This is a genomic window from Mesorhizobium sp. B4-1-1, from assembly GCF_006439375.1.
GTDB lineage: Bacteria > Pseudomonadota > Alphaproteobacteria > Rhizobiales > Rhizobiaceae > Mesorhizobium.
In genome coordinates this window covers 535,355-560,130 of sequence record NZ_VFTH01000001.1, presented here as the reverse complement: position 1 = coordinate 560,130, position 24,776 = coordinate 535,355, and the positions used below count along the sequence as shown (strand labels likewise).

At 65.5% G+C, this 24,776-nt stretch carries 24 protein-coding genes; 9 read left to right on the top strand and 15 right to left on the bottom strand.

All coding sequences use genetic code 11. The annotated features are described in order from the left end of the window. Positions 1-111 precede the first annotated feature (111 nt). Positions 112-1,134, top strand: a complete 1,023-nt coding sequence (locus tag FJW10_RS02780; protein ID WP_140898174.1) for an acyltransferase — start codon at positions 112-114, stop codon at positions 1,132-1,134. Between the two features lie 133 nt (positions 1,135-1,267). On the opposite strand, the gene FJW10_RS02775 is transcribed toward FJW10_RS02780, so the two are convergent. Together FJW10_RS02775 and FJW10_RS02770 are read right to left on the bottom strand one after the other, a co-directional pair. After that, positions 1,268-1,777 (bottom strand): GNAT family N-acetyltransferase, encoded by a 510-nt coding sequence (locus tag FJW10_RS02775; protein WP_181177379.1) that lies wholly within the window; start codon positions 1,775-1,777, stop codon positions 1,268-1,270. Next, positions 1,777-2,532: a copper homeostasis protein CutC gene (locus FJW10_RS02770; RefSeq protein ID WP_140898172.1), complete on the bottom strand. Its 756-nt coding sequence runs from the start codon at positions 2,530-2,532 to the stop codon at positions 1,777-1,779. The genes FJW10_RS02775 and FJW10_RS02770 overlap by 1 nt, the downstream gene beginning before the upstream one ends. Positions 2,533-2,713: 181 nt before the next feature. Between FJW10_RS02770 and FJW10_RS02765 the strand changes: the two genes are divergently transcribed. Then, on the top strand, positions 2,714-3,169 hold the full coding sequence (locus FJW10_RS02765) for a carboxymuconolactone decarboxylase family protein (RefSeq protein WP_140898170.1): 456 nt from the start codon (positions 2,714-2,716) through the stop codon (positions 3,167-3,169). A gap of 42 nt (positions 3,170-3,211) precedes the next feature. Here the strand turns inward: FJW10_RS02765 and FJW10_RS02760 are convergent, their stop codons facing one another. From FJW10_RS02760 to FJW10_RS02715, 10 genes are all read right to left on the bottom strand, one after another. Beyond that, positions 3,212-3,643, bottom strand: a complete 432-nt coding sequence (locus FJW10_RS02760) for a cupin domain-containing protein (RefSeq protein ID WP_140898168.1) — start codon at positions 3,641-3,643, stop codon at positions 3,212-3,214. Between the two features lie 220 nt (positions 3,644-3,863). After that, positions 3,864-4,154, bottom strand: coding sequence for a hypothetical protein (locus FJW10_RS02755; protein WP_246674088.1), 291 nt, complete (start codon positions 4,152-4,154; stop codon positions 3,864-3,866). 148 nt (positions 4,155-4,302) lie between these two features. Then, entirely contained in the window at positions 4,303-5,919 is a 1,617-nt protein-coding gene (locus FJW10_RS02750; RefSeq protein ID WP_140898167.1) for a DHA2 family efflux MFS transporter permease subunit, read from the bottom strand. Continuing rightward, on the bottom strand, positions 5,916-7,010 hold the full coding sequence (locus FJW10_RS02745; protein ID WP_140898164.1) for an HlyD family secretion protein: 1,095 nt from the start codon (positions 7,008-7,010) through the stop codon (positions 5,916-5,918). Before FJW10_RS02745 ends, FJW10_RS02750 begins: the two co-directional genes overlap by 4 nt. A 212-nt stretch (positions 7,011-7,222) precedes the next feature. Next, entirely contained in the window at positions 7,223-7,996 is a 774-nt protein-coding gene (locus FJW10_RS02740) for a glucose 1-dehydrogenase (RefSeq protein ID WP_140898162.1), read from the bottom strand. A 5-nt stretch (positions 7,997-8,001) separates the two neighbouring features. Continuing rightward, on the bottom strand, positions 8,002-9,336 hold the full coding sequence (locus FJW10_RS02735; RefSeq protein ID WP_140898160.1) for a dihydroorotase family protein: 1,335 nt from the start codon (positions 9,334-9,336) through the stop codon (positions 8,002-8,004). Positions 9,337-9,340: 4 nt separating this feature from the next. Continuing rightward, positions 9,341-10,264: a polysaccharide deacetylase family protein gene (locus FJW10_RS02730; RefSeq protein WP_140898158.1), complete on the bottom strand. Its 924-nt coding sequence runs from the start codon at positions 10,262-10,264 to the stop codon at positions 9,341-9,343. Between the two features lie 70 nt (positions 10,265-10,334). Further along, positions 10,335-11,357 carry an NAD(P)-dependent oxidoreductase gene (locus FJW10_RS02725; protein ID WP_140898156.1) on the bottom strand — a complete coding sequence of 341 codons (1,023 nt, stop codon included), beginning with the start codon at positions 11,355-11,357 and terminating at the stop codon, positions 10,335-10,337. Positions 11,358-11,384: 27 nt separating this feature from the next. Next, positions 11,385-12,149, bottom strand: a complete 765-nt coding sequence (locus FJW10_RS02720; RefSeq protein WP_140898154.1) for an SDR family oxidoreductase — start codon at positions 12,147-12,149, stop codon at positions 11,385-11,387. After that, positions 12,149-13,336 carry an MFS transporter gene (locus tag FJW10_RS02715; RefSeq protein ID WP_246674087.1) on the bottom strand — a complete coding sequence of 396 codons (1,188 nt, stop codon included), beginning with the start codon at positions 13,334-13,336 and terminating at the stop codon, positions 12,149-12,151. Before FJW10_RS02715 ends, FJW10_RS02720 begins: the two co-directional genes overlap by 1 nt. A gap of 293 nt (positions 13,337-13,629) precedes the next feature. Here FJW10_RS02715 and FJW10_RS02710 point away from each other — a divergent pair, with 293 nt between their 5' ends. From FJW10_RS02710 to FJW10_RS02680, 7 genes are read left to right on the top strand one after another with little or no spacing between them, the layout of a single operon-like run. Continuing rightward, positions 13,630-13,980, top strand: coding sequence for a RidA family protein (locus tag FJW10_RS02710; protein WP_140898152.1), 351 nt, complete (start codon positions 13,630-13,632; stop codon positions 13,978-13,980). Between the two features lie 22 nt (positions 13,981-14,002). Next, entirely contained in the window at positions 14,003-15,433 is a 1,431-nt protein-coding gene (gene hydA, locus FJW10_RS02705) for a dihydropyrimidinase (protein ID WP_140898150.1), read from the top strand. Beyond that, complete coding sequence (locus FJW10_RS02700; protein WP_140898148.1) at positions 15,418-16,332, top strand: nitrilase-related carbon-nitrogen hydrolase; 915 nt, start codon at positions 15,418-15,420, stop codon at positions 16,330-16,332. Before hydA ends, FJW10_RS02700 begins: the two co-directional genes overlap by 16 nt. 7 nt (positions 16,333-16,339) lie before the next feature. Next, positions 16,340-17,659 (top strand): Coenzyme F420 hydrogenase/dehydrogenase, beta subunit C-terminal domain, encoded by a 1,320-nt coding sequence (locus tag FJW10_RS02695; RefSeq protein ID WP_140898146.1) that lies wholly within the window; start codon positions 16,340-16,342, stop codon positions 17,657-17,659. Beyond that, positions 17,656-18,816 carry an FAD-binding oxidoreductase gene (locus tag FJW10_RS02690; RefSeq protein WP_140898144.1) on the top strand — a complete coding sequence of 387 codons (1,161 nt, stop codon included), beginning with the start codon at positions 17,656-17,658 and terminating at the stop codon, positions 18,814-18,816. The genes FJW10_RS02695 and FJW10_RS02690 overlap by 4 nt, the downstream gene beginning before the upstream one ends. Continuing rightward, complete coding sequence (locus FJW10_RS02685) at positions 18,813-20,096, top strand: Zn-dependent hydrolase (protein WP_140898142.1); 1,284 nt, start codon at positions 18,813-18,815, stop codon at positions 20,094-20,096. The genes FJW10_RS02690 and FJW10_RS02685 overlap by 4 nt, the downstream gene beginning before the upstream one ends. Continuing rightward, positions 20,093-20,758, top strand: coding sequence for an isochorismatase family cysteine hydrolase (locus FJW10_RS02680; RefSeq protein WP_140898140.1), 666 nt, complete (start codon positions 20,093-20,095; stop codon positions 20,756-20,758). Before FJW10_RS02685 ends, FJW10_RS02680 begins: the two co-directional genes overlap by 4 nt. Here the strand turns inward: FJW10_RS02680 and FJW10_RS02675 are convergent. Genes FJW10_RS02675 through FJW10_RS02665 form a run of 3 tightly spaced genes read right to left on the bottom strand, consistent with a single transcriptional unit; the run spans position 20,743 to position 24,776 of the window. Next, positions 20,743-22,233, bottom strand: coding sequence for a D-aminoacylase (locus tag FJW10_RS02675; protein ID WP_140898138.1), 1,491 nt, complete (start codon positions 22,231-22,233; stop codon positions 20,743-20,745). The two genes, FJW10_RS02680 and FJW10_RS02675, sit on opposite strands and share 16 nt — an antisense overlap. Before the next feature lie 12 nt (positions 22,234-22,245). Then, positions 22,246-23,787 (bottom strand): trimethylamine methyltransferase family protein, encoded by a 1,542-nt coding sequence (locus FJW10_RS02670; protein WP_140898136.1) that lies wholly within the window; start codon positions 23,785-23,787, stop codon positions 22,246-22,248. Between the two features lie 20 nt (positions 23,788-23,807). Next, entirely contained in the window at positions 23,808-24,776 is a 969-nt protein-coding gene (locus tag FJW10_RS02665) for a D-2-hydroxyacid dehydrogenase (RefSeq protein WP_140898134.1), read from the bottom strand.

The window sequence follows — 24,776 nt, the reverse complement described above, 5'->3', positions numbered from 1 at the left end:
CGCACTTGCACAATAATATCCCGCACTGCAAAATGACCGCGGCGGGAATACCAGACGGTCCCAGACGCGGGCAACGCTTCGCATCCGGACCTCGAGTTGCGAAGGCACGGTATGACCGACATCTCCGCAGCGTCCGTTGTCCTGCCGCGGGCCGCAATCGACAGGGAAGCCAGGGCAAGACTGGCTTACCTCGACGGCTGGCGAGGCCTGTCGATCGCCATGGTGCTGATCGGCCATTTCTTTCCGGTCCCGGGACTCAATCTCGGCGTGCTCGGCGTCGAGTTCTTCTTCGTGCTGAGCGGCCGGCTGATGGGCGAGATCCTGTTCATCGAGCGCTTTCCGCTGAAGAAATTCTTCAAGCGCCGCTTCTCGCGCATCTATCCCGCGCTGCTGGTGTTCGTGATTGCCGCCATGATCGGCCTGATCGGGACCTTCATCGCCTTCAAGTGGAAGGCGGCGCTGACGGCGCTGACCTTCACCTACAATTACGCCGGCGTCCTGATCACCCGTGCCGGCGCGCTCGACCACATCTGGTCGCTCTGCGTCGAGGAGCATTCCTATATCCTGCTCGCGCTGATCAGCGTGGTGGTTACCGGAAGAACGAACGTCGTGCGGCTGCTGATCGTGCTGGCGCTGCTGGCGATGGCCAACGGCGCCATTTCGTACGGGGTTCTCGGCATGAGCTACGAGACCACCTACTGGCGCACCGACGTGCATATCGCCTCGATCCTGCTGTCCGCCGCGATCTGCCTGCTCAAGGCCGACGGGCGCCTGCCGGCTTTCCTGCAAAGCCAGCATGTGGCGCTGGCAGCGGCCGTTGGCGGCGTGTTGCTGTTCCTCGATCCGGTGCCGACCACGATCCACTATCTTGTCGGCGTGCCGCTGCTGGCGCTCGCCGTCAACACGCTCGACTTCGCGGGCGGCTATGTGAAGGGGCCGTTGTCGTCGCGGCCCATGGTTGTGCTCGGCCTGTGGTCCTATTCGCTTTATCTGTGGCAACAGCCTTTCTACAAGTTCGTCGATGAACACGGTCGCGCGCCGATGCCGATGCTGGCGGCTGTTTTCGCCTGCGCGCTGGCCAGCTACTACATCGTCGAAAAGCCCGCACGCAGCTGGCTCAACCGCAACTGGTGAGATCAGGTTCCTGCGGCGTGCCTTCGGGGATGTCCCAGCTTTCGTCGAAGCGGAAGACATTGCTCGCCATGATGTCGCCCCAGCCAGCGGAGCCGCTATATTAGCTGTGGCTTGTTTTCCTGGCCAGCAGCGTTCAGGCGGCGATGGGCTTCGCCCAATAGCGCACCGATTTCTTGCCGCCATGGATCACAGCATCGCCGACCTCGGCGAAACCTAGCGCGGCATGGAAGGCGTCGGAGGCCGGGTTGGGCGGATCGGCATTGACCTCGCAAGTGACGATGGTGTGGCCGGCGAGGCGGGCCTGCTCGAACAGGTGCTCATAAAGCCGGCGGGCATGGCCCCGGCCACGGGCGTCCGCGGCCACGACGACACGATCGACATAGACGAAGCGCGGATAGCGCTCGCGAAACCAGAGGAAGTTCGGACTGTCGTAGCTTGCATCCTGGTCGAAGCACAGGATGAAGGCCTCGAGCGCGCCGATGCGGCGGGTGTAGAACGCTTCGCTGAGCAGGAATGAGAGCCGTTCCGGCTCGAGCCAGGACAGTTCGGCCGCATGCTCGTTGTTGAGCGCGAGGATGACGGCCTCGTCGGCGGGCGAAATGCGTTCGATCGGCAGCAATTCCTTGCTCATCGTCTTCGCCATCAGGTTCTCGCGGCTGCGATCGTCGCCGCCACCTTGGCTTGGTCGGTCACCGTGTTGCGGTATTCGCGGTCGAGGTCGGCGCCGCCCATGCCGACATTCGGGTTGCGGTAGCGCATGGCGCTCGGCACGTCCGCCAATGCCGCGAAATGCATCTCGGTCAGTCCGGTCCGCCTGCGCACCTCGCCGATGGTGTCGGGCGCGAGGGCGCCGCAGCCGAGGATGACGATGCGCGCGCCCGCCTGGCGAACAAGCTCCGCCAAAAGCTTTACGCCTTCAACCGCCGTGTCGCGCTGGCCGCTGGTCAGCACGCGGCCGACCTTGCAGCGGATCAAGGCTTCGAGCGCCTCGGCCGGATCGCGCGTCATGTCGAAGGCACGGTGGCAGGTGACGTTGAGCGGGCCGGCAGCCTCAACCAGCGCGCCCATGCGCGTCTCGTCGATGGCGCCGTCGGCGGTCAGGCAGCCGACGACGACGCCGGCCACGCCGAGCTCGCGAAGCGCTTCGACATCGGCGAGCATAGAGCGGTATTCGGCCTCGCTGTAGAGGAAATCGCCGCCGCGCGGACGCACGATGACATGGAAGGGAATGGTCGCGCTTTCGACCGCGGCGCGCACCGTGCCCATGCTCGGCGTGATGCCGCCTTCGATGAGGCTGGCGCAGAGCTCGACCCGGTCGGCGCCGGCGGCCTGGGCGGCAAGCAGCCCGTCAATGCCTTCGACGCAGATTTCGATCAGGGGTTTTTGCGTGTCCGCCACCGTTTTCCACCCATGCTTTCGACCAGATGCGCAGCCCTAGCATCGGGCGGGTCGTCGCGAAAGCCGCAACGATCGGTCCAGCCATGGAGGTGCTTGACAATACATAACTGTAAAGTTATGGATAACTCATAACTGAAAGGTTATTGATTGATGCGAGCCTTATTGGCCAAGGAGACCGACGATGGAAGCAAGATTGAAGAACCCGGTGATGCTCATCCCCGGCGCGCTGCAGGCGCTGCTGGCGCTCGACAAATCGACCGAAGCCGGCGACGTGCCTTATGTGACGCGCAAGCTCGTTCATCTGCGCGCCAGCCAGATCAACGCCTGCGCCGTCTGCGTCGACATGCATGCGCGTGAGCTGAAGAAGGCCGGCGAGAAGGACGAGCGGATTTTCGCGGTGTCGGCATGGCGGGAGATGCCGTACTTCAACGAAGCCGAACGTGCGGCGCTAGCGCTGACGGAAGCCGCGACGCGCTTGGCCGATCGTTCCGACGCGGTGCCGGACGAGGTCTGGAACGAGGCCGCGCGCCACTATGACGACAAGGCGCTCGCCGCCCTGGTGATCCAGATCGCGCTGATCAATGCGTTCAACCGGCTGAACGCCACCACGCGGCAACCGGTAGGCGCCTGGGGGTGAGGCGAGAGGAGGGTGCCCGCTTCGAAGCCGGCGCTTCGCCGGCTACTGTTTCAGGATCGTGTTCTTGGCGCCTTGCTCGACCTGGTCGATCACCAGAAGCTTCACCGGATCGACACCGATATTGGTGGCCTGGTGCCACTGGCCGATCATCTCGACGATGAAGTCGCCTGTCTTGTAGGTGTTGGCAGCACCGGTCTCGACATTGGTGACCTTGAGCGTGCCTTGCTCGACATAGGCGTAGCGCGGGAAGGGGTGCTTGTGCACAGGCAAGGTCGCCCCCGGCGCGATCTGGTAGGACGAGACCTGAACCTCGACGTTCTTCTGTGGCAGCGTGATCGGCTGTCCGGAAGCGGTCGTGGTCTTCGACGCCAGCGGCGTCACGACGACCGGCGTATTGCTGCTGTCCAACGCGTTGGCCGCGGTCGCATGGACGGTGGCTATCGCCAGCAGCGCCGATATCGTGATGTTGCGCATGGTCCCCTCCAAGTTGCCGCACCATCGCCCGACGGAAATTGACGCGCAAGCATCCTTTTGCACGTCAGATTTCGGACGCTGCGGTCTAAGCTGCTCTGGAAGACGTGAAAGGCCCCGGACATGCCGGGGCCTCGCCACTGTATCATCGCCTCAGCCGTTCGGCCGGCTGTTTCGCTGTGCGATGGAAATCAGGGACGCGCCGGGAAGGTGATCCGGCGGATCAGCTCGGTGCCTTGCCGCCGTTCTTCTTGCAGGCCGAGCGGAACTTCTCGCGATCCTTGCCGTGGAGACCTTTTTGATCCGCGAGCGTCGAGCATTGCTTTGAGATCGCGGTCTTTTCGGGCGTCATGGCGGTTTTCGGTTTCTTCGTGATTGGCGCCATGGTCGTTGTCGTGGTGGCGGCGGGCGTGGTTGTCGTTGTCGACGTCGCCGCCATGGCTCCGGTGGTGACAAATCCCGCGAGAGCGAAAGAGGCAAGAAGACGAGCTGCTACTTTCATTGCGATCTCCATTGTTTTGAGCTCCCCCCAAGCGGCGGCTAGCATCGGACTGAGGCTCTACCGTGCCGAGCCGTAGCGCGGGGTGGACACTTTGTCGTTACCGGGAGTGGCGCTTAGTGAGCACGCCATCGTGTTGCGGTGAACACTCCAAGCGGCTCTGTCACGCGGCGGGGCTGTCCTGCTGTTTGGCAGGCCCGGGCTTCGGCGCCCGGAGCAGCAAAGCGAGCGGCACGAGCAGCGCCGTCGCTATCGCGCAATAGAAGAAGACGTCGACATAGGCGAGCAGCGAAGCCTGGCGACCGATTTCCTGTCCGATCCAGCCGACGGCCTGCTGCCTGGCTTCGACCAGCGGCGAGCCCTCGGCGACGAAATGGTCCGTCACCTGGCGGAGAGTCTGCTGATAGGCCTCGCTCGACTGCGCCGTGTGGCCGACCAGCACCGACTGATGCAACTGGGCGTCCTGGGCGATGACCGTGTTGGACAGCGATACGCCGATGCTGCCGCCGATGTTGCGGGCGACATTGATCAGCGAGGATGCCTGGTCGGTCTTCTGCGGCGGCAGGCCGACATAGGCGGCGGTGGAGATCGGAATGAACAGGAATGGCAGGCCGATCATCATGTAGACGCGGGCATAGGCGAAGAAACCGAAGCTGACGTCGGGCGTCAGCGAGGTCATGTGCCAGAGCGCGACCGCGACCACCGACATGCCCATCATGATGAGATAGCGCGGCTGCACGACACCGGCGGCAAAGCCCGAGATCGGCATCAGCATCAGCATGGCGATGCCGCCCGGCATCATCGACAGGCCGGAAAGGGTGGCGGTATAGTCGAAGGTGGTCTGCTGCAGCTGCGGCATCAGCTGCGTGGTGCTGAAGAGCACGGCGCCAACCGCCATCATGACCAGGAACGACATGCCGAACTGCCGGCTGAAAAGCAGGCGGATGTCGACGATCGGATCGCGCCTCGTCCACTCCCACGGAACAAGCAGCAGGAACGACACCGCCGAGATCACGGCGAAGGCGGTGATGAAGGTCGAGGCGAACCAGTCGTTGCGCTGGCCCTCGTCGAGAAAGACTTCGAGGCAGCCAAGCGCCATCGCCACCAGGATGAAGCCGATCCAGTCGACTTTCAGCCCCTTGCTCAACCGCTCGCGGCGCTCGCGTTCGAGAATGTCGGGCTCGATCACCAGCCATTGCACGAGCGCCAGCGACATGATGCCGAACGGCACGTTGATGAAGAAGATCCAGTGCCAGGAGAAATTGTCGGTCAGCCAGCCGCCGATGGTCGGCCCGACCGTCGGCGCGACGATCACGGCAATGCCGTAAAGCGCAAAGGCCTGGGAGCGTTTCTCAGGCGGGAAAGTGTCGGCGAGGATCGATTGCTCGCTCGGCGCCATGCCGCCGCCGCCGAGCCCCTGCAGGATGCGGAAGGCGATCAGTGTCGGGAGATTGGGGGCCAGCCCGCAAAGCAGCGACGCCAGCGTGAAGGTCGCCACGCAGATCATGTAGTAGCGCTTGCGGCCGATGACGCTGGTGAGCCAGCCGCTGACCGGGATGATGACGGAGTTGGCGACGAGATAGGTGGTGATCACCCATGTGCTCTCGTCCATGCCGGCGGCGAGGCTGCCGGCGATGTTGCGCAGCGCGACATTGGCGATCGAGGTGTCGAGCACCAGCATGAAGGTCGCGATCGAGACGACGATCGCGATCAGCCAAGGGTTGCGCCCGCCGGCCGCCGACCGGCTTTCGTTACCCTGGGCTGCTGCGGCATCGCTCATCGTACCTTGACCGTCGGCACCACCGACATGCCGGGGCCGAGATAGACGCCGGGCGGCTGGTCGAACACGATCTTGACCGGCACACGCTGCACCACCTTGACGAAATTGCCGGTGGCGTTTTCGGCCGGGAGCAGGCTGAATGCCGTGCCGCTGCCGGCCTGGACGCTGTCGACATGGCCGTGGAAAGTCTTTTCCGGATAGGCGTCGATGGCGATGTCGACGGGCTGGCCGGGCCGCATCAGATCGAGCTGCGTCTCCTTGAAATTGGCCTTCACCCAGACGTCGTTGGGCACGAACATCATCAGCACCTGGCCGGGCTGCGCATAGGTGCCTTTCGCCGCCGTGATGTTGGTGGCATGGCCCGCCACTGGCGCCGTGATCATCGTGCGGGTGAGGGTGGTCTTGGCCTGATCCTCGGTGGCCTCGGCCTGCCGAAGCTTGGCCTCGGCGCTCTTGCCTTGTGCTTGCAATACCGCAACCTGGCTTTTCGCCGCCTCGGCATTGGCGTTGGCCGTGTCCAGCGCTGCCTGGTCCTGGCGTAAGGTCGAAGCGGCCTGCTGTGCCTGCTGTTGCGTCGCCGTGCCCTTGGCGAGTAGCTCGCGGTTGCGCTGGTCCTCGGATTTGGCGAATTCGAGCGCTGCCTGCGCCTGGGCGACCTGTTTCTCAGCGGCATCGATCTTGGCGTTCTGCGCCTGGGTCTGGGCCTGGACGTTGGCGATCTCGGCCTGCGCCGCCACCACGCCGGCTTCCGCTTGTTTGAGCGAAGCCTGATAATCGCTGTCGTCGATGCGCAGAAGCACGGCGCCGGCCTCGACCGGCTGGTTGTCTGTGACGGCAACATCGGTGATGCGCCCGGCAATTTCCGCGCCGATCGTCACCGTGCGGGCGTCGATGAAAGCGTCGTCGGTCCATTCGTACTGACGCGCGTTGATCCACCAGATGACTACGGCTGCGATGACCAACAGAACAAGGATGGCGACGATCGCCGCTATGTAGGGATGGCGTCTGAGGAGGCCGGGTTTGTTGTCGTCCGACGGGCTGTCATTCGACTGCGTGTCTTGCGCTCGCTCGCCGTCGCGCTCGTTATCCATGCCCTTTTCGTCATCCGGCGGGCGTTGCTGCCGATCGGACCGGGGCCGAACCCGCGTTTCCTCGGCGGGAGCGGTTTCGCGCTCTTTTCTTTCAGTTTTTGCGTCCAAGGCAACGGGTCCCAGATATCGTTGGCCCCCTCGCAGCAGGGTCAACGGGTGGTTTCCGCAAAAGTTCCTGCCCTCGGATGCCGGCCGTGGCCCGGCTGGCAGCGTCAGCCCGCCATCCAGCCGCCGTCCACCATCAGGTTTATGCCGGTAACATAGCTCGCCATATCGCTGGCGAGAAAGAGCGCCGCGCCTGCCACGTCGTTCGGATGACCGAGCCGTGGCCAGGGCGTGCGGCGGCGCGAATAGTCGAGCGCGTCGGGATCGTTGGCGACGCCCGGCTTGCCGGTGATGATCTTGCCGGGAGCAATCGCGTTGCAGACGATCAGGTCGTCGGCATGGTCGACGGCGATCTGCCGGGTCATCTGCACGATGCCGCCCTTGCTCACCGAATAGGGCAGGTCGCCGGGGCAGGCGACCATGCCGTGCTGCGAGGAGATGTTGATGATGCGGCCGCGCACCTCGTTAACCGCCGCCTGGGTCAGCATCTGCATGACCGCGCGTTTGTTGCAGTAGAAGAAACCGGTCAGGTTGACGCCGATGACGCGGTTCCACTGGTCCGGCGTGGTCTCGATCAGGTTGGTGCTGGTGTAGATCGCGGCATTGTTGACCATCACGTCGAGCCGCCCGAATTGCGCGACCGTCACGCCGACCAGCGCGTCGACGGCGCTCCAGTCAGAGATGTCGGTCTTGAGGAAGATGGCTGTGCCGCCGGCCGAACGGACCATGTCGACGGTGCCTTGGCCGCCCTCGATCGGCTGCTCCGCCGTGTCGGCGACGACGACGTTGGCGCCTTCCGCCGCGAATTTCAGCGCGATGGCGCGGCCGATGCCGGAGCTCGCTCCGGTGACTATGGCGGTTTTACCTGCGAGCAAGGCCATGGTGTTCAACTCTCCCGAGTGACGATCTTTCCCCGCGCCCGGCCGACCAGCAGGCCTTCGCGCACGATCTCGCGGCCGCGCAGGAAGACACTGGTCAAGCGCGCTTTCACGGTCCAGCCGTCAAAGGGCGTGTAGCCCGCCCGCGACACCTGATCGGCATTGGCGATGGTGCTGGATTGGCGCGGATCGAGGATCAGCAGATCGGCGTCGTATCCGGCGGCAATGCGGCCCTTGCGCCGGCCGAGGCCGAAGCGCTCGGCTGGATTGCTAGCGCACATGCGCACCAGATCGGGCAGGGCGATGAGCCCTTCGTCGACCAGCCTCAGCACGGTTGGAAGCAATGTCTGCAGCCCCGGCATGCCGCCCGGAATGTCGGCGAAAGCCGCATAAGCCGCTGCCTTCTCGGCCGGCGCGTGCGGGGCATGATCGGTGGCGACGACGTCGATCAGTCCCGCGCTGAGAGCGGCGCGCAGCGCGTCGACGTCATGCGGCGAGCGCAGGGGCGGCGAGGCTTTCAGGTTGGCGCCCTGCGCCTCGTAGTCCTGCGCCGTGAAGAACAGGTTCTGCGGCGTGGTCTCGACGCTGGCGTCGGCGACGCCGCGGAGCCGGCTCCAGGTCTCGACACCGAGCCCGGAATTGATCTGGCGGACATGGATCCTCGCCTCCGCAGAGGCGGCGGCGACAAGGGCGCGGGCGATGCCATTGGCTTCGGCGAGCGGCGGCCGGCTGTCCAGGAAGGCGGCGATGCTGCCGGAGCGATTGCGCTCGCTGCTGCCGGTCAGGATCGATTGATCGCCGGGCGAAATGCCGATCAGCGTATCGGCGCCGGCGAAAGCCTTCAGCGCCTCCGCAACGGTATCGAGCGAGGCAAAAAAGAAGGTGTCCGGCACGTCGGCGGTGAACAGCTCGAAGGAGACCGGTGCGAGACGAAGGAGGCGAGGAACGAGCGACAGGTCGCGGCTGACCACGGCCTGCAGGCCGACATCGACATGGATGCAGTCTTCGGCGGCCGCCATCTTCCCCGCGAGTTGATCGGACGTGGCCGTCCATGGCTCGTCGGTCGGCATGTCGAGCACCGTGGTCACGCCGCCGAGCGCCGCCGCATGCGTTCCGGAGGAGAAATCCTCCTTGTGGGTCAGGCCCGGGTCGCGCAGATGCGCATGCGCATCGACAAGGCCCGGGAGCAGGAGGCAACCTGAGGCGTCGATGAGCGTGCTGGCTTCCGCGGCTTCGCCAGGCGCGATGAGTGCGGCGACCTTGCCCGCGGCGATGCCTATATCGCGCCGGCCGAGGCCATCGGCGTTCACCACCGTTCCACCGCGGATCAAGGTTTCGAACATGCCCTCAGCCGCGTTGCTCGAAGCGCGTATGGTTCGCGTGCCAGAAGCGGGCAATGTCCTCGCGGCGCGTGAAGGCGGCGCCGTCGGATTTCTGGACATGCTCGATGACCTCGCGCAGGCCCGAGGCGCGATTCGGCTGACCCGTCCAACGGGCGTGGATGCCGATGGTCAGCATGCGGCCGCCGGTCTCGTCGGCTTCGGAGAGCATATAGTCGATGGCGGCGCGGCAGTCCTCGGCGAAGTCGCGCGGATTGCTGTAGCCCGGAGCCACCAGATAGCGGCTGTCGTTGAGCGTCTTGGAGTAGGGGACCACCAGGATCTCGGTGCCCCGGTGATCGAGGAAATAGGGCAGGTCGTCATTGCAGGGATCGGAGTGGTAGAGGAAGCCGCCTTCCTCGACCAGCAGGTCGCGTGTGTTGACGCTGGGCAGCGAGCGGCAGTTCCAGCCCAGGGGCCGCTTTCCCAGCAGCTTTTCGTAAAGCGCGATCGCCTCGTGCAGATGGCGCTCTTCCTCGCCGCGCTCCATGGTCGTGTAGTCGATCCAGCGCAGGCCGTGGCCCATCAGGTCATGCCGGCGGTTCTTCATCCATTCGACCAAAGGCAGGTTGCGCTCCAGCGCCACGGCGCAGGCGGAAAAGGTGACTGGAATGTCGTAGCGATCGAACAGCCTGGCCAGGCGCCAGACGCCGGCGCGGCTGCCATATTCGAAATGCGTCTCGGTGCCGAGATCGCGCACCGGCATGCTGCCGCTGAGATTGTATTCGCCCCAATTGTCGTTGCGGCCATCTTCGAGCCACGAATATTCCGAGCCCTCCTCGTAGTTGAGCACGAGGTTGACGGCGAGCTTGACGCCGCCCGGCCAGACGACGAAGGGCGGGTGCGGGCCGTAGCCGACGAAATCGCGCGGCTGCTGGAAATCGATCGGCATCTTGCGTTCTCCCTGTCGTTGTTTCTGCGCAATTCCGAACGGAACCGCTCACACTTTTCCTGGAATTGTTCTAGCTCTCGTTGGCGGCAATCCAGTCCATATAGTCGTGGAACGCTTCCTTGCCGGGACGCGGCCGCCATGCTGTGTCGCGCATGATGCGGGCGATGTCATAGGCGCCCCACATGCCGCCTTTCAGCCTCACATCCTGGACGATGTTGGCGTCGTCTCCAGGCGTCACCTCGGCCTTCAGTCCCGGCACGCGTTCCCTTGCCCAGCCGATGATCTCGCCGATGGTCTGGCTGGACCCGGAGCCGATGTTGTAGTGGCGGTAGTTGAGGCGGGGCGCGTCGATCAGCGCGAGGACCGCGGCGGCAACGTCGGTCGAGGCGACATAGTCGCCGACGGGCTCCAGGCTGTTCGGCCTGATCGTCTCGCCGGCCAAAGCCATATGCGCGACGCGGTTGGGGACATGGCGGAAGTTGCGGCTCTCGGTGGCGCGGTCCATCGGGCCGTAGACGGAAGCGAGCCGCACCGAGACCGCCGAGAGGTTGAACAGGTCGGCATAGCGGTTGGTGACCATCTCGGAGGCGAATTTCGAAATGCCGTAGAGCGTCAGCGGCGCGACATAGCCGTCTTCCGGCAGCGGCTCGCCGCCCCAGTCGGGTCCGTTGTGGCGATAGACTGAACCGGAGCTGACATAGACGAAGCGTTTCACATCCGGCCTCTCGCGCGCCCAGTCCAGCATGCGCACGGTGCCCATGAGATTGACGTCGACGATGCGGGCGGGGTCTTGGGCCTCCGGCTGGCGCTTTGCCTCCGAGGCGCTGCCGCGCGAGATCGGCGTGATCGTCGCGCCATGGACGATTGCCGTGATGCCTTGCCTGTCGAGCGTCTCGGACCAGGCTTGCGGGTCGAGGATATCGGCGGAAATCACCGTCAGTCGGTCGCGCACCGGAGCGAAGTGCTTCTCGGCCGCCGCGTCGAGGCCCGACCGGTCGAGGATAACGGCACGGGCGTTGGGATCGCGGTCCAGCCATGCGCGCGCGACCACGCTCATGACAAAGCCGGTGCCGCCGGTGACGAGCAAGGTCATGGGAGCTCCTTTGAAAGGGTTTCGGGCTCAGCGCGTCGCATAGCCGCCGTCGACGAGCATGTCTGATCCGGTGACGAAAGATGCGTCGGAGGAAAGCAGGAAAGCCGCCGCCGCGGCGATCTCGTCGGGCTCGGCGATGCGGCCGAGCAGATGGGCGGGACCAAGGCCGGCATTGGCCGCCTCGAAATCGGCGAACCGGCGCAGCAGCCGCGTCGTCGCCACCGCGCCGGGCGACAGGCTGTTGACGCGGATTTTGTCGGGCGCGTGGTCCACGGCCATCGCCTTGGCGAGGTGAATCAGTCCGGCCTTGGCCGCGCAATAGGCGACGGCCCTGGTGGTGGCGACGCGCCCGAATTGCGAGCCGATGAAGACGACGGAACCGCCGCCACTTGCCGCGATCAGCGGCACGGCGAACTTGCTCGTCAGGAAGGCGCCGGTCAAGCCGACATCGATCTCGTGCCGCCAGGCGCTTTCGTCGAGATCGACGACGGTGGCGCTGGTCGAGGGTGCTGCGGCATTGTGCACCAATCCGTCGAGCCGGCCGAAGTTTTGACGGGCGAACGCGACGGCCGCCTCCGCGGACTCGATATCCGTCACGTCGCATTGGCAAGCGGCGGCGGCAGGCCCCAGTGCGTGAGCAAGCTCGGTGGCCGGCCCGAGGCTGTAATCGGCACAGATGACCTTCGCGCCTTCGGCAATGCAGCGGCGGGCGATTGCCGCGCCGATGCCGCTCGCAGCGCCGGCGATCAGGATGACGCTGCCTTCGAGGCGGTTCGTTGCTGCATCCGCCATCAGGCCCGCTCCTCTACCGCTTGCATCGCCGGCGCGACGACCGGCCGGCGCAGGAGATTGTAGCAAGCAGCTATCGTCACCAGCACGGCGCCGCCGCCCAGAAGCAGGAACATGGCCGGCGCGCCCATATGCTCCATCAGGCCGGCCGAAATGCCCGGCGTCGCGACATTGCCGATCGAATAGAGGAGGAGCAGCGTGCCGGAGGCGCCGACCATGTGCCGGCTGTGCAATTGCGAAGCGCCGAACGCCATCGCCACGGGATAAACGGTAAGCGCCGTGCAGCCATAGAGGAAGAACAGCACGAAGAGCAGCGGGACCGAAAAGTTACCGAGCCAGGCGATCGCGGCGCAGAGCGTGACCGACAGGATGCCCTGGACAAGCAGTATGATCCTGCGCTCAAACCTGTCGGACAGCCAGCCGACGGGTGTCTGCGCCAGCATGCCGGCGATGCTGATGGTCGTGACCAGCCCGACGGTCGTTGCCGCCGACAGCCCGATCTGCGTGCCGTAGATCGGCGTCAGCACGAAGATGTTCATATTGGTGATCCCGCCCTGGAAGATCGCCACGACCGTCACCGGCGCCAGCCGGAAAAGCGCCAGCGGGCCGAGGCGCTTGACGGGCCTTGCCGAACTTGCGTGCTCCGGATCGGTGGCAGGCAGCGCCGGCCAGCGGCCACCGGCGAATTTGGAGATCAGCGCCAGCAGCACCGTCGCCGCCGCCACCGGGAACAGATGCGGCGATTGAGGGCCGACCATCGCGACCAGAACCTGCCCGAGCAACACGGCGATTGCCGTTGTCAGCATATAGATCGAAAACATCGCGCCGCGATTGTGGTGCTCGGCATAGAGGTTGATCCAGCTTTCGCAGACGACGAAAAGCGATGCCATCGCGAGGCCGCCGAGCAGGCGAAAGCAGATCCAGCTCGGCAGGAAGTCGGTGAAGACGAAACCGGAAGCCGCCAGCAGCGCGACGACGACGATGGCAACGAAGGTTCGCTCATGGCCGTATTGGGCGACGGCCGGGCGGGTCACCAGGCATCCGATGAGGAAGCCCACGGGATAGGCCGTCAAGACGATCTGCACGACCTGGGGAGAAATGCCGGGCTTGCCAAGATGCAGCGAGACGGCGGTGGTCAGCATGGCGCTGCCGATACAAGCGAGGCAGATGCCGACCATGATCGGCAGCATGGCGCGGGAGCGCTCTGCATTTTGCCAAAGCCTCATCGCGGATTGAGCGATCGACCTCATGAATGCGGCTGCGGCGGCTCCCTGGCGGCACCGTTGACCGACGGCAGCCCGAGCAGAAGCTACACTTTGTGGCGATTGCCACAAACGAAGATTGGCGCGGCTATGGCTAAAATTTTTTTGGCCATGCCGGCGAAGGAAAGCAGCGTCTCGGCGCGCTGTGGGCTTTACAGCGGTTTTGCACCCTCCTTACCATAGGCAAAAACCAAATCTGGAAACCAGCGGAAGGGAACATCATGACGATCGAACGCCTGGAAAACGGACAGCGCTTCTGCCGGGTGCTCCGCTATAACGGCACCGTCTATGTGGCCGGGCTGACCGGGGACGATCTTTCGGGCGACACCACCAGCCAGACCAAGCAGATCCTTGCCAAGATCGACGCGCTTCTCGCCAAGGCCGGCAGCGACAAGTCGAAGCTGCTCAGCGCGCAGATATGGCTCAGGGACATCGCCGATTTCGAGATGATGAACACGGCCTGGGACGCCTGGATCGACAGGAGCGCCATGCCGGTGCGCGCCACGGTGGAAGCGCGGCTTGCCGGCGACCAGTATCGTGTCGAGATCATGGTGACGGCGGCCGTCGGCTGAGCCGGCCGGCGAGGGTACGCCAATGCATGAGCTGGTGATCAAGGGCGGGCGCGTGGCGCTCGACGACGGCTGGGCCGAGTGCGACGTCGGTATCGACGATGGCCGCATCGCCTCCATAGGCAAGGCCCTTTCCGGCGAGAAGGCGATCGACGCCGGCGGCCGCTGGGTGATGCCCGGCGGCATCGACGCGCATTGCCATCTCGACCAGCCGGCCTGGGGCGGAGCCGGCAATGCCGACGATTTCTATTCCGGCACGATCTCCGCCGCTTTTGGCGGCACGACCTGCATAGTCCCGTTCGGCATGCCCGGGCAGGATATGACGACCGTCGGCGCCATGGACCGCGCGCTGGAGCGCGCGGCGGGACGCGCGGTGATCGACTACGGGCTGCATGCCGTGGTCACCATGGGCACCGGCGCGGATGTCGAGGCTCAGCTCGGCGCGCTCGCCCAGCGCGGCATCGCCTCGGTCAAGCTGTTCATGACCTATCAGGGTTTCGCCGTCGACGACGACCTCTTCTTCAAGGTTCTCGATACGGCAAGGCGGTTGGGCTGGATCGTCATGGTCCATGCCGAGAACGATGCCGCGATCCGGCGCACGCGCCAGCGGCTGATCGATCTCGGCCGCATTGACATCCGCTATCATGTCGTTGCCCACAGCGAGACGATGGAGCGCGAGGCGACGCATCGCGCGCTGGCCTTCGCCGAGATGACCGGCGCGCGCATGACCATCGTGCATGTCTCGTCCTGGCAGTCGGCCGAGGAGGTGGCGCGGGCAAAGATGCGCGGGGTCGACGCTATCGCCGAGACCTGCCCGCAATATCTCTTTCTCGGCGCGGCCGATCTCGATCGCTCGGCAATCGATGCCGCGCGCTTCGTCTTCTCGCCGCCGCCGCGCTCGCCGCGCAGCCATGAGCATCTGTGGCAAGAGCTGATCAATGGCGGCATCGACCTCTGGTCGTCCGATCATTCGCCATATTATTTCGCCGACAAGATCGGCCGCTCCGAAACACCCGGTTTCACCACGACGCTGAGCGGCATTCCCGGCATCGAGACACGCCTGCCGCTGCTGTTTTCGGAAGGGCTGCTCACCGGCCGCCTGACGCTCGAGCGCTATCTCGACCTCACCTCGCGCAATGCGGCCTCGATCTACGGCTTCGCCGACCGCAAGGGCAGTGTCGCCGTCGGGCTCGACGCGGACCTGGCGCTGTGGGATCCGACGGCGCGCTGGACGCTCGGGCACAGGGCGCTGCATTCGCGCGTCGACTTCACGCCCTACGAGGGCAGGGGTGTCACCGGCAAGCCAAGCACCGTCCTGGTGCGCGGCGTGCCGGTGGTCGCCGAGGGCAAGCTGCAGGCAGAGCCGGGCTTCGGGCGTTTTGTGGCACGCACCGCCGCCGATCCGGCGCATCTCAGAAAACCAGTCGAGGATTGGACACCATGGCTCGATGCCTGACCATCGCCGTTTGCCAGACCGGACCGATCCAGCGCAGCGCCACGCGCGCGGAAACGGTCGGGCGCCTGGTGCATCTCCTGGAGAAGGCTGCTTCCGCCGGCGGCGAGATCGCGGTGTTTCCCGAAATGGCGCTCACCACTTTCTTCCCGCGCTGGCGCATCGACGACCAGGCCGAGATCGATGCCTTCTTCGAAGCCTCGATGCCGGGGCGGGAAACGCAGCGGCTCTATGATGCGGCGGCGCGGCTGAAGGTCGGCTTCGCGCTAGGCTATTGCGAGCTTGCGCAGGAAGAGGGCCGTACGCGCCATTTCAACACAATGGATCTGGTCGGGCCGGACGGCGCCTTCATCGGCCGTTACCGCAAGATGCATGTGCCGGGCTCCAGCGAGCCGGCGGCGGGCACGACCACGCATCTCGAACGCCGTTACTTCGAACCGGGCAATCTCGGCTTTCCGGTCTTCGACTATCGCGGCGTGCGCGTCGGGCTTGCCATCTGCAACGATCGCCGCTGGCCGGAAACCTATCGCATGCTCTGCCTCAACGGCGCCGAGGTGGCGTTGCTCGGGTACAACACGCCGCTTTTGCTCGACGAAGCGCCGGCGCTGGCGCATCTGAGAATGTTCCACAACCATCTGCCGATGCAGGCCGGTGCCTACCAGAACACGCTCTGGGTCGCCGCCGCGGCAAAGGCGGGCCTGGAAGATGGCCAGGCGCTGATCGGCGGCTCCTGCATCATCGCGCCGACTGGCGAGATCGCGGCACTGGCGATGTCGCTCGACGACGAAGTCATCGTCCATCGCGCCGATCTCGATCTGATCGAGGTCTGCCGGAAGGTGAATTTCAACTTCGCGCTCTATCGCCGCCCCGATCAATACAAGCGCATCTCGGAACCGGTCTGAGGCCGCGATGGGCCTCGTCGAAACCAGTCACAACCAGGCCTCGATGCCGCCGTCGGTCGAGCCGCTGACGCTCGGCGAGATCGTCGAGAACGGCCTTTGCATCGGCTGCGGCCTCTGCCGTTCGATCGCAGGGGCGGGCCACATCGACATGGTGATGACGCCGGAGGGGCGCGAGCGGCCCGTGGCGTTGCAGGAATTGGACAAGTCGACATTGGCGAAGATCAACGCCGTGTGTCCGGGAACCCGGATCGCCGGTCCGATACAGGCGCAACTGCATGAGGCAAAGCTGTCGGACCCTGTCTGGGGGCCTGTCGAGCGGCTGGCGCTTGGCCGCGCGGGCAAACCCACGGTTCGGTTTATTGGCTCCGGCGGCGGGACGCTGACGGCGCTCGGCCAATTCCTGCTCAGTTCGAGACGGGTCAAGTTCGTGCTGCATGTCGCGGCATCGCAATCCATGCCGATGCGCACGGAACGCAAGCTGAGCTTCGACGCCGCCTCGGTGCTCGAAGGCGCCGGCTCGCGCTATGGGCCGGCGGCGACCCTGGTGGATTTCAACGACATTCTCGACCGCGGCGAGCTTTTCGCGCTGATCGCCAAGCCCTGCGACATCACCACCGTGCGCAATCTGGCGCGGCTCGATCCGCGCGTCGACGAGCATATGCGCTATGCGCTCGCCTTCGTCTGCGGCGGCGCCTCGGAGCTGACCAAGTCGGAACAGGTGCTGCAGCGTTTTGGCCTCGGCGAGGACGAGCTTGCTCTCTTCCGCTACCGGGGCCACGGCAATCCGGGACTTAACCGCATCGAAACTCGCGACGGCCGCGCCTTCGAGATCAGCTACCGGCAGCTCTGGGAAGACGAGGACAAATGGATGATCCAGCCGCGCTGCAAGATCTGCCCCGACGCGATCGGCCAGGTGGCGGATATCGCGGTATCGGATTCCTGGCTGAATGGCGGACCGGCCGTCGAGGATGAGCCGCTCAACGGTATCATCGTGCGCACCAAGCGCGGGCTGGAGCTTTTCGACGCCGCGGTCGAAGCCGGCGCGCTGGAGATCAAGCGCGAGAGCGGGATCGCCGAGATCAGCGAATTGCAGTCGCATCAGGTGCGCAAACGCCGCGCGGTCTGGGCGCGGCTGAAGGGTATGGAGATCGCCGGCAAGCCGGTGCCTTTCGTCACCGGTCTCGCCTTGCGCGAATGCGCGTCGCAGAATTCAGCGGGCGAGAATCTGGCCGAGGGACGTGGCGCTCGCGATCGAGCCCGGCGCGGCCGCCTGGGCGAACCGCCTGCGGTGCCGCGCGAAACAGTTTCAAAGGATGGGCAACCATGAGCGAGCAGACCGACGTCATCGTCATCGGCGGCGGCATGGCCGGCGCCGGTGCTGCCTTCGAGATTTCACGCAGTTCGAAAGTCGTGCTGCTCGAGCGCGAGAGCCATTGCGGCTACCACACCACGGGACGTTCGGCCGCAAGCTTCACCGAGAACTACGGCAATGGCGTCATCCGCCGCATCGTGCTGGCAAGCCGGGCGTTTCTCACCGAGCCGCCGACAGGTTTTTGCGATTATCCGCTGCTCAGCAAGCGCGGCATGATCACCGTGGCGCGCGCTGATCAGCTTGATCTGCTGCGCGAGGATCTGGAGGCGGCGCAGGCGCTGGTGCCATCGATTGTGGCGATGACGCCGGCCGAAGCGATCGCGCGCGTGCCGGTGCTTCGCGAGGACTATCTGGCCGGCGCCTACATCGAACCGCATTCGATGGATATCGACGTCAATGGCCTGCACCAGGGGTTCTTGCGCGGAGCGCGCGCGCGCGGCGCCCGCATCCTCACCAAGGCCGGCGTGCGAGCCATCGGCAGGCAAGGCGGGCAATGGCGGGTCGAGACGGAAGCGGGAACATTCCTTGCGCCGTTGATCGTCAATGCAGCCGGCGCCTGGGGCGATGAGATCGCGGCGATGGCCGGTGTGCGTCCGGTCGGCCTGCAGCCGAAGCGTCGCACCGCCTTCAACATTCCAGCGCCGGCCGGTCTCGACATTAGCGATTGGCCGCTGGTCAACGATATCGGCGCGGAATTCTATTTCAAGCCGGATGCCGGGCAACTCTTCGTCTCGCCGGCCGATGCGACACCATCGGCGCCGATCGACGCCTTTGCGGAAGACATCGATGTCGCGATCGGCGCCGAGCGTCTCGAACGGGCAACGACGATCGAGGTGCAACGCGTGTCGCGCTCCTGGGCGGGTTTGAGAACGTTCGTCGCCGACGGCTCGCCGGTGGTCGGTCCGGACGACGAGTTGCCGGATTTCGTCTGGCTGGTCGGGCAGGGCGGCTACGGCATCAAGACCTCGCCGGCGTTGTCGCGCGTCTGCGCCAGCCTGATCGCCGACGGCGGGCTGCCCGACGATGTCGCGAGGCAAGGCGTTTCTTTGGACGATCTGACGCCGCACCGGCTGCGCGGCACCGAGGACGAAGCTCGACTGGTTGCTTCATGAGCAAGGCCGCACTGGCGGCCGGTGGCAAACTGGCGGGACGCATCCTGGACGCGCTGGCCGAAGCTACGACGGACCCACCGGGAATCACGCGCGTCGCCTACGGAGCCGGCGAACGCTTCGCCCATGATCTCGTGCGCAAGGAGGCGGAAAAGCTCGGCGCTGTCGCGCGCGTCGACGCAGCCGGCAATCTCTATCTGACGCTGAAAGGCCGAGACCCTGACCTATCGGCGATCGTCATCGGCTCGCATCTCGACAGCGTGGCGCATGGCGGCAATTTCGATGGCGCCGCCGGCGTCGTGGCCGGGCTCGCGGCAATGGCCGAACTGGTCGGGCAAAATATCCGCTTGGCGCGCGATCTCATCGTGCTGGCGACTCGCGCCGAGGAAGCGGTCTGGTTTCCGCTCTCCTATCCCGGCAGCCAGGCGGCGCTTGGCCTGCTCAATCCGCAGGCGCTCGAAGCCAGGCGTTCCGACAGCGGCCTTATGCTGGCCGCGCATATGCGCGAGGAGGGTTTCGACCCCGACGCCGTGAGACGCGGCGTGCCAGGCATCGATGCAGGCCGGATCGCTGCCTTCGTCGAGCTGCATATCGAGCAGGGGCCGCGCCTAGTCGCCGCCGGAGCGCCGGTCGGCATCGTTACGGGTATCGCCGGCGGCTTCCGCTATGTCGACGCGAAATGTCTTGGCGCCTATGCCCATTCCGGCGCCGAGCCGCGCTTCGCCCGCCACGACAGCGTGCTGGGCTTTGCCGATCTGGTTGCGGGCCTTGAGGCAGAGTGGGACGCGCTCGAACGCGACGGCCACGAGGCGACGATCACCTTTGGCCGCGTGCAGTCCGATCCGAGCCAGCATGGCGGCAGCCGTGTGCTCGGCGAGCTTGGCTTCACGCTGGATGTCCGCAGCGCCGAAGCAGCCGTTCTGGATCGCATCGAAAATCGGCTCCAGACCATTTTCGCCAAGGTGGGCGCCACGCGCGGCGTCACCTTCGAGCCCGGGTCCCGCTTCACCTGGGAACCGGCGACCATGTCGCCGAACCTGATCGGCAGGCTCGACCGTGCGGCCGCCGAACTGCAAATCCGCGCCCCGCATGTGCCGAGCGGGGCCGGGCACGATGCAGCCACATTCGCCGGCGCCGGCATTCCGACCGCGATGCTCTTCGTGCGCAATGAGAACGGCAGTCATAACCCGCATGAAGCGATGGAGATCGCCGACCTCGATCAGGCAATCCGGCTGCTCCTGCGTTTCGTCACCGATTTCGACAACTCACCGGACCAGCCATGAACCTCGCCAAGACTGCCTTGCTCGTCATCGACCTGCAGAATGAATACCGTCCCGGAGCGGCCTGGCCGGTCGTCGGCTACGACGCCGTGCTCGCCAACGCTGCCGCGCTGATCGAGGCCGCGCGCAAGGCGGGCGTGCCCGTCATCCATGCGCAGGCGTGGGTCAAGCCGGAAGAGCGTGAAGGCTATGCGCGGCAAGAAGAGATCCTGACCGAGGAATTCCGCTCGGCGATCGCGGGCAGCGACGGCGCCGCGATCTGCGCCGAGGTGGCGGCCCAACCCGGCGACATCGTCATCCACAAGCACTGGCCGAGCGCCTTTCGGCGAACCGACCTTTCGCAACGGCTCGCCGCGCTCGGCATCGAAAATCTTGTCGTCGCCGGCGTGCTGACCGACAGCTGCGTGACCGAGAGCGTGTTCGATGCGGTCTACCAGGGCTTTCGCGTGTGGCTGGTGAAGGAAGCCTGCGGCAGCATGACGGAGGCGATGCACCGCACCGGCATGCTCGATATGGCGAACCGGCTCTATGGCGGCGGCATCCTGCGCCAACTGGAAGTATTGAAGGCGCTGACCGGCCAGTCCTTCGATGGCTGGCGCTGCACGCGGCCGGTGGAGTTCGCCTACACGCTGGAGAGCGTCGACCGGATTTACGAGGCGCTGTGATCGGCGCCGCAGCCGCAGGCGCCTCTGACGACCGTTTTTGAAGCCGAAGGCTTGAGAACCGCGCCGGGCAGCGCTCCGGTCGCCCTGCCGCCGCGCCAGACCGAGATGCCGTTGACGAAGACATGTTCGATGCCGGCGGCGGGTCGGCGCGGCTCCTCAAAGGTGGCGGTGTCGATGACCGTCTTGGGATCGAAGATGACGAGGTCGGCGAAATTGCCTTCGGCCAGAATGCCGCGCTCTTGGATGCCGAATTCACGCGCGGGCAGGCCGGTCATGCGGAACACGGCTTCCTCCAGGCTGAATAGCCCGATGTCACGCGCGTAGTGCCCGAGCACGCGTGGAAAGGCCCCCCACAGACGCGGATGTGGATGGATGTCGTGCGGCAGGCCGTCCGAGCCGATCATGGTGCGCGGATGCGCGATGATGTTACGGACGTCGTCCTCGTCGAGCTGGAAATAGACAGCACCCGCCGGCAGCAGACGCTCACCGGCCTCACGCTCGGTGCAGTTCCATTCGCGGGCGATGTCGGCAATCTCGCGCCTGGCCATCTCAGGATGCGGATCGGACCAGGTGACGAGGATCTTCAAGCCGGTGTCGCAGCGCTCCAGCCGCAGCACGGTCGAGCTCGCGGCATAGGGATAGACGTCCATGCCTATGTCCATCGTCGCGCGCGCCTGGTCGATCCTTTCCAGCGAGGGCCGGCTCTTGCCGAAATTGGCGCGGCCGGTGCACTGGTGGTGCGAGATCACCAGCTTGCCGCCGGCATGGTCGGCAATGTCGATGGCTTCCTCGATCGCCTCGTCCATAGTCTCGAAATAGTTACGGGTATGGGTGACGTAAGGGCCGCCAAGGCCGGCCGCCGTCGCGGCGAGCGCCTTCACTTCCTCGGTCGAGGAATTGACGGCCGGCGGATAGTCCAGCCCGGTGCTCAGGCCGAAAGCGCCTTCGGCCATGGCTTGAGCCACGGCTTCCTGCATCAGCGCTGTTTCGGCTTCATTGGCCGGCCGGTCGGTCACCGGCATGCAACGCTGGCGCAAGGTCGTGTGGCCGACGAGCAGGGCGGCGTTGGTGGCGATGCCGCGCTGCTTCAGCTCCGAGACATAATCGGCGAAGCGGTCGAAACGGAAGTTCTCGCGGCCGCCGACCAGCGTGAAGGGTGGCGGCGGCGTCCTGTCGAGCAGCAGCGGTGCAAGGCTGACGCCACAATTGCCGGCGATCACCGTCGTCACGCCTTGGCTGATCTTCGGATCCATGCCGCGCGGTGCCAGCAGCGCGCCGTCGTCATGGGTGTGCACGTCGATGAAGCCGGGTGCGACCACCTTGCCCTTTGCATCGATTTCCTCGATGCCCTGCGCATCGTCCAGCCGGCCGATGGCGGCGATCCGGCCCATCGTGACGGCGATGTCTGCCTCGAAGCGGTCAGAACCGTCTCCGGAAATCAGCGTTGCGCGGCGGATGAGGAGATCATAGGGCATTGGGCGGCTTTCCTAGCTTTCCGGGTTGGCGGCGATCTCCTCGCGGCGGCGCGCGACATAGGCGTCGAGCTCTTCGCGGATCACGGGGTCCATCACCGGTTCCTCGTAGTCGTGCAGGGCCTGCTGCCAGAGCTCGGTCGCCCGCTCCAGCGCATCCTTGCCGCCCGCTTCTTCCCAGGCGCCATGGTTCTGCCAGTTGGAGAGCATCGGCTGATAGAAGGCGGTGGTGTAGCGCGACATGGTGTGCTCGGCGCCGAAGAAGTGGCCGCCGGCCGGCACCGACTTGATCGCCTCGAAGCCGAGATCGTCTTCCTGGAACGGCAGCGGCCGCAGGAACTCCATCATGTTCTGCAGGATCTCGACGTCGAGCACGAGCTTTTCGTAGGACGCCGTCAGCCCGCCCTCCAGCCAGCCGGCCGCGTGGTAGATCAAATTGGCGCCGCCGAGCACCGCACCCCATGTGGCCATCTCGGTCTCGTAGGCGGCCTGCAGGTCGACGACATTGGAAGCGTTCGCGTTGGAGGTGCGGTAGGGCAAATTGTAGCGCCGCGCCAACTGCCCGGCGATGATGTTGGCCTTGGCGTTCTCCGGCGTACCGAAAGCCGGCGCGCCCGACTTCATGTCGACATTGGATGTGAAGGCGCCATACATCACCGGCGTGCCGGGATTGACGAGCTGCGTCAGCACGACGCCGAACAGCGCTTCGGCGTTCTGCTGGCAGAGTGCTGCGGCCAACGTCACCGGCGTCATCGCGCCCATCAGCGTGAAGGGCGTGACGGTCACCGGCTGGCCGTGCTCGGCCATGGCGATCAGGCCTTCGGCCATCGCATCGTCGAACAGGCGCGGCGAGTTGATCGAGATGATCGTCGTCACGCCGGGCGAAGTCCGCATCTCCTCGACGCTGATGCCGCGGGCGATCGCCATCATGTTGATGCCGTCCATTGCCCTGGCGCGGCCGATCGCGGTGCAGTGGAAGGAGAGGTCGCTGAGCGTCAGATTGGCGTGGTAAGTGTCGAGGTGACGCGCATTGGCCGGCAGTTCCATCGGCGCCACCACCTGGTTGCCGATGATGTGGATGGCGTTGAAGTGGTGCGCCAGCCGGATGAAGTTCTGGTAGTCGGGAAGATTGCCCTGGCGGCGGCCATTGATGCGGTCATGCACGTTGGGCGGGCCGGCGACCAGCCCGAAAACCAGCGAATTGTCACCGAGATGGACCTGCTTCTCCGGGTTGCGGCTGGTCAGCGTGAAGGACGACGGCACGTTGCGCAGGGCCTCGGTCACCAGGCTTTCATCGATCCTGATGGTCTTTTCCTCGCGATCGACGATGGCGCCGGCAGCGGCGAACAGGTCCATCACCTTCTCGCTCATGACGCGGATGCCGAGCTCCGACAGGATGCGCATCGAGGTCTTGTGCAGCTGTTCCATGCGCTCTTCGTCGAGAAGCTGCATGGGCGGGTAGGGGTTTTTCACGCTCTGCCAAGGCAGTTGCGCGATGCCACCACCGCTGCGCCCGAGTTTCGATCGGCGACCGCCGCCACGCCTGTCCTGTGACATAATTTTGTTCCCTTCCGGCTTCAGTACCCGCGTTCCGGATTGACCACGTTTTCCAGCGGCTGGCCTTTGCGGTAGCGCGCCAGATTGTCGGCGAACATGCGCACCGACTTGATGTCCCAGCCGTCATAGACCGCCGCGCAATGCGGCGTGACGGCGACGTTCTCGTAAGCCCAGAGCGGATGCCCGGCCGGCAGCGGCTCGGTGGCGAAGACATCGAGCGCCGCGCCCTTGATCCGCCCGCTGTCGAGCGCGTTGAGCAGTGCGGCTTCCTCGACGACGCCTCCGCGCGAAATGTCGATCAGCACGGCGGACGGCTTCATGGCGGCAAAGGCGGCCTTGCCAAGCAAGCCGCGCGTTGTGGGCAGCAATGGCACGCAGCAGACGATGAAATCGGCGCGGCCGATCAATGTCAGCAGCGCATCGGGGCCATGCACCTCGTCGAGCGCGGGCATCGGCTTCGGCCGCGCGCGGATGCCGAGCGTGCGCATACCCATCGCCTGCGCGCGGCGCGCGACGGCCTCGCCGGTCTTGCCGAGACCGAGGATGAGGACGGTCTTGCCCTCGATCGGCTCGACGCGGCCGCCGCCCCATTGGCGGGCTTGCTGCCGGCGCTCGAAACCGCGCAGGTCGAGCGAGAAGGAGAGCATTGCGCCGAGCACATATTCGGCCAGCATGCCGGCGGCGACACCGGCCGAATTCGTGACGGTCACATGCGCAGGATCCCAGCGCCCGAGATGGTCGGTGCCGGAGCCGCCGATCGACACCCATTTCACCGTCGGGCTCTCGACGAGCGCCTGGCGCGGATAGCGCGGCGTGCCGTCGAAACGGATCGAATAAACCACTTCCGCGGCGGTCCGCTCGATCAGCGCGGGAAGGCCGGCATAAGTGTCGCAGGCATGGATATCGAGGTCTGGATGCGTTTCGGCGAGCACGGCAAGCGCGCCGGCCGGCTTGTCGGTGTGCAGGATGACGGTTGGGCGCGCCGACAT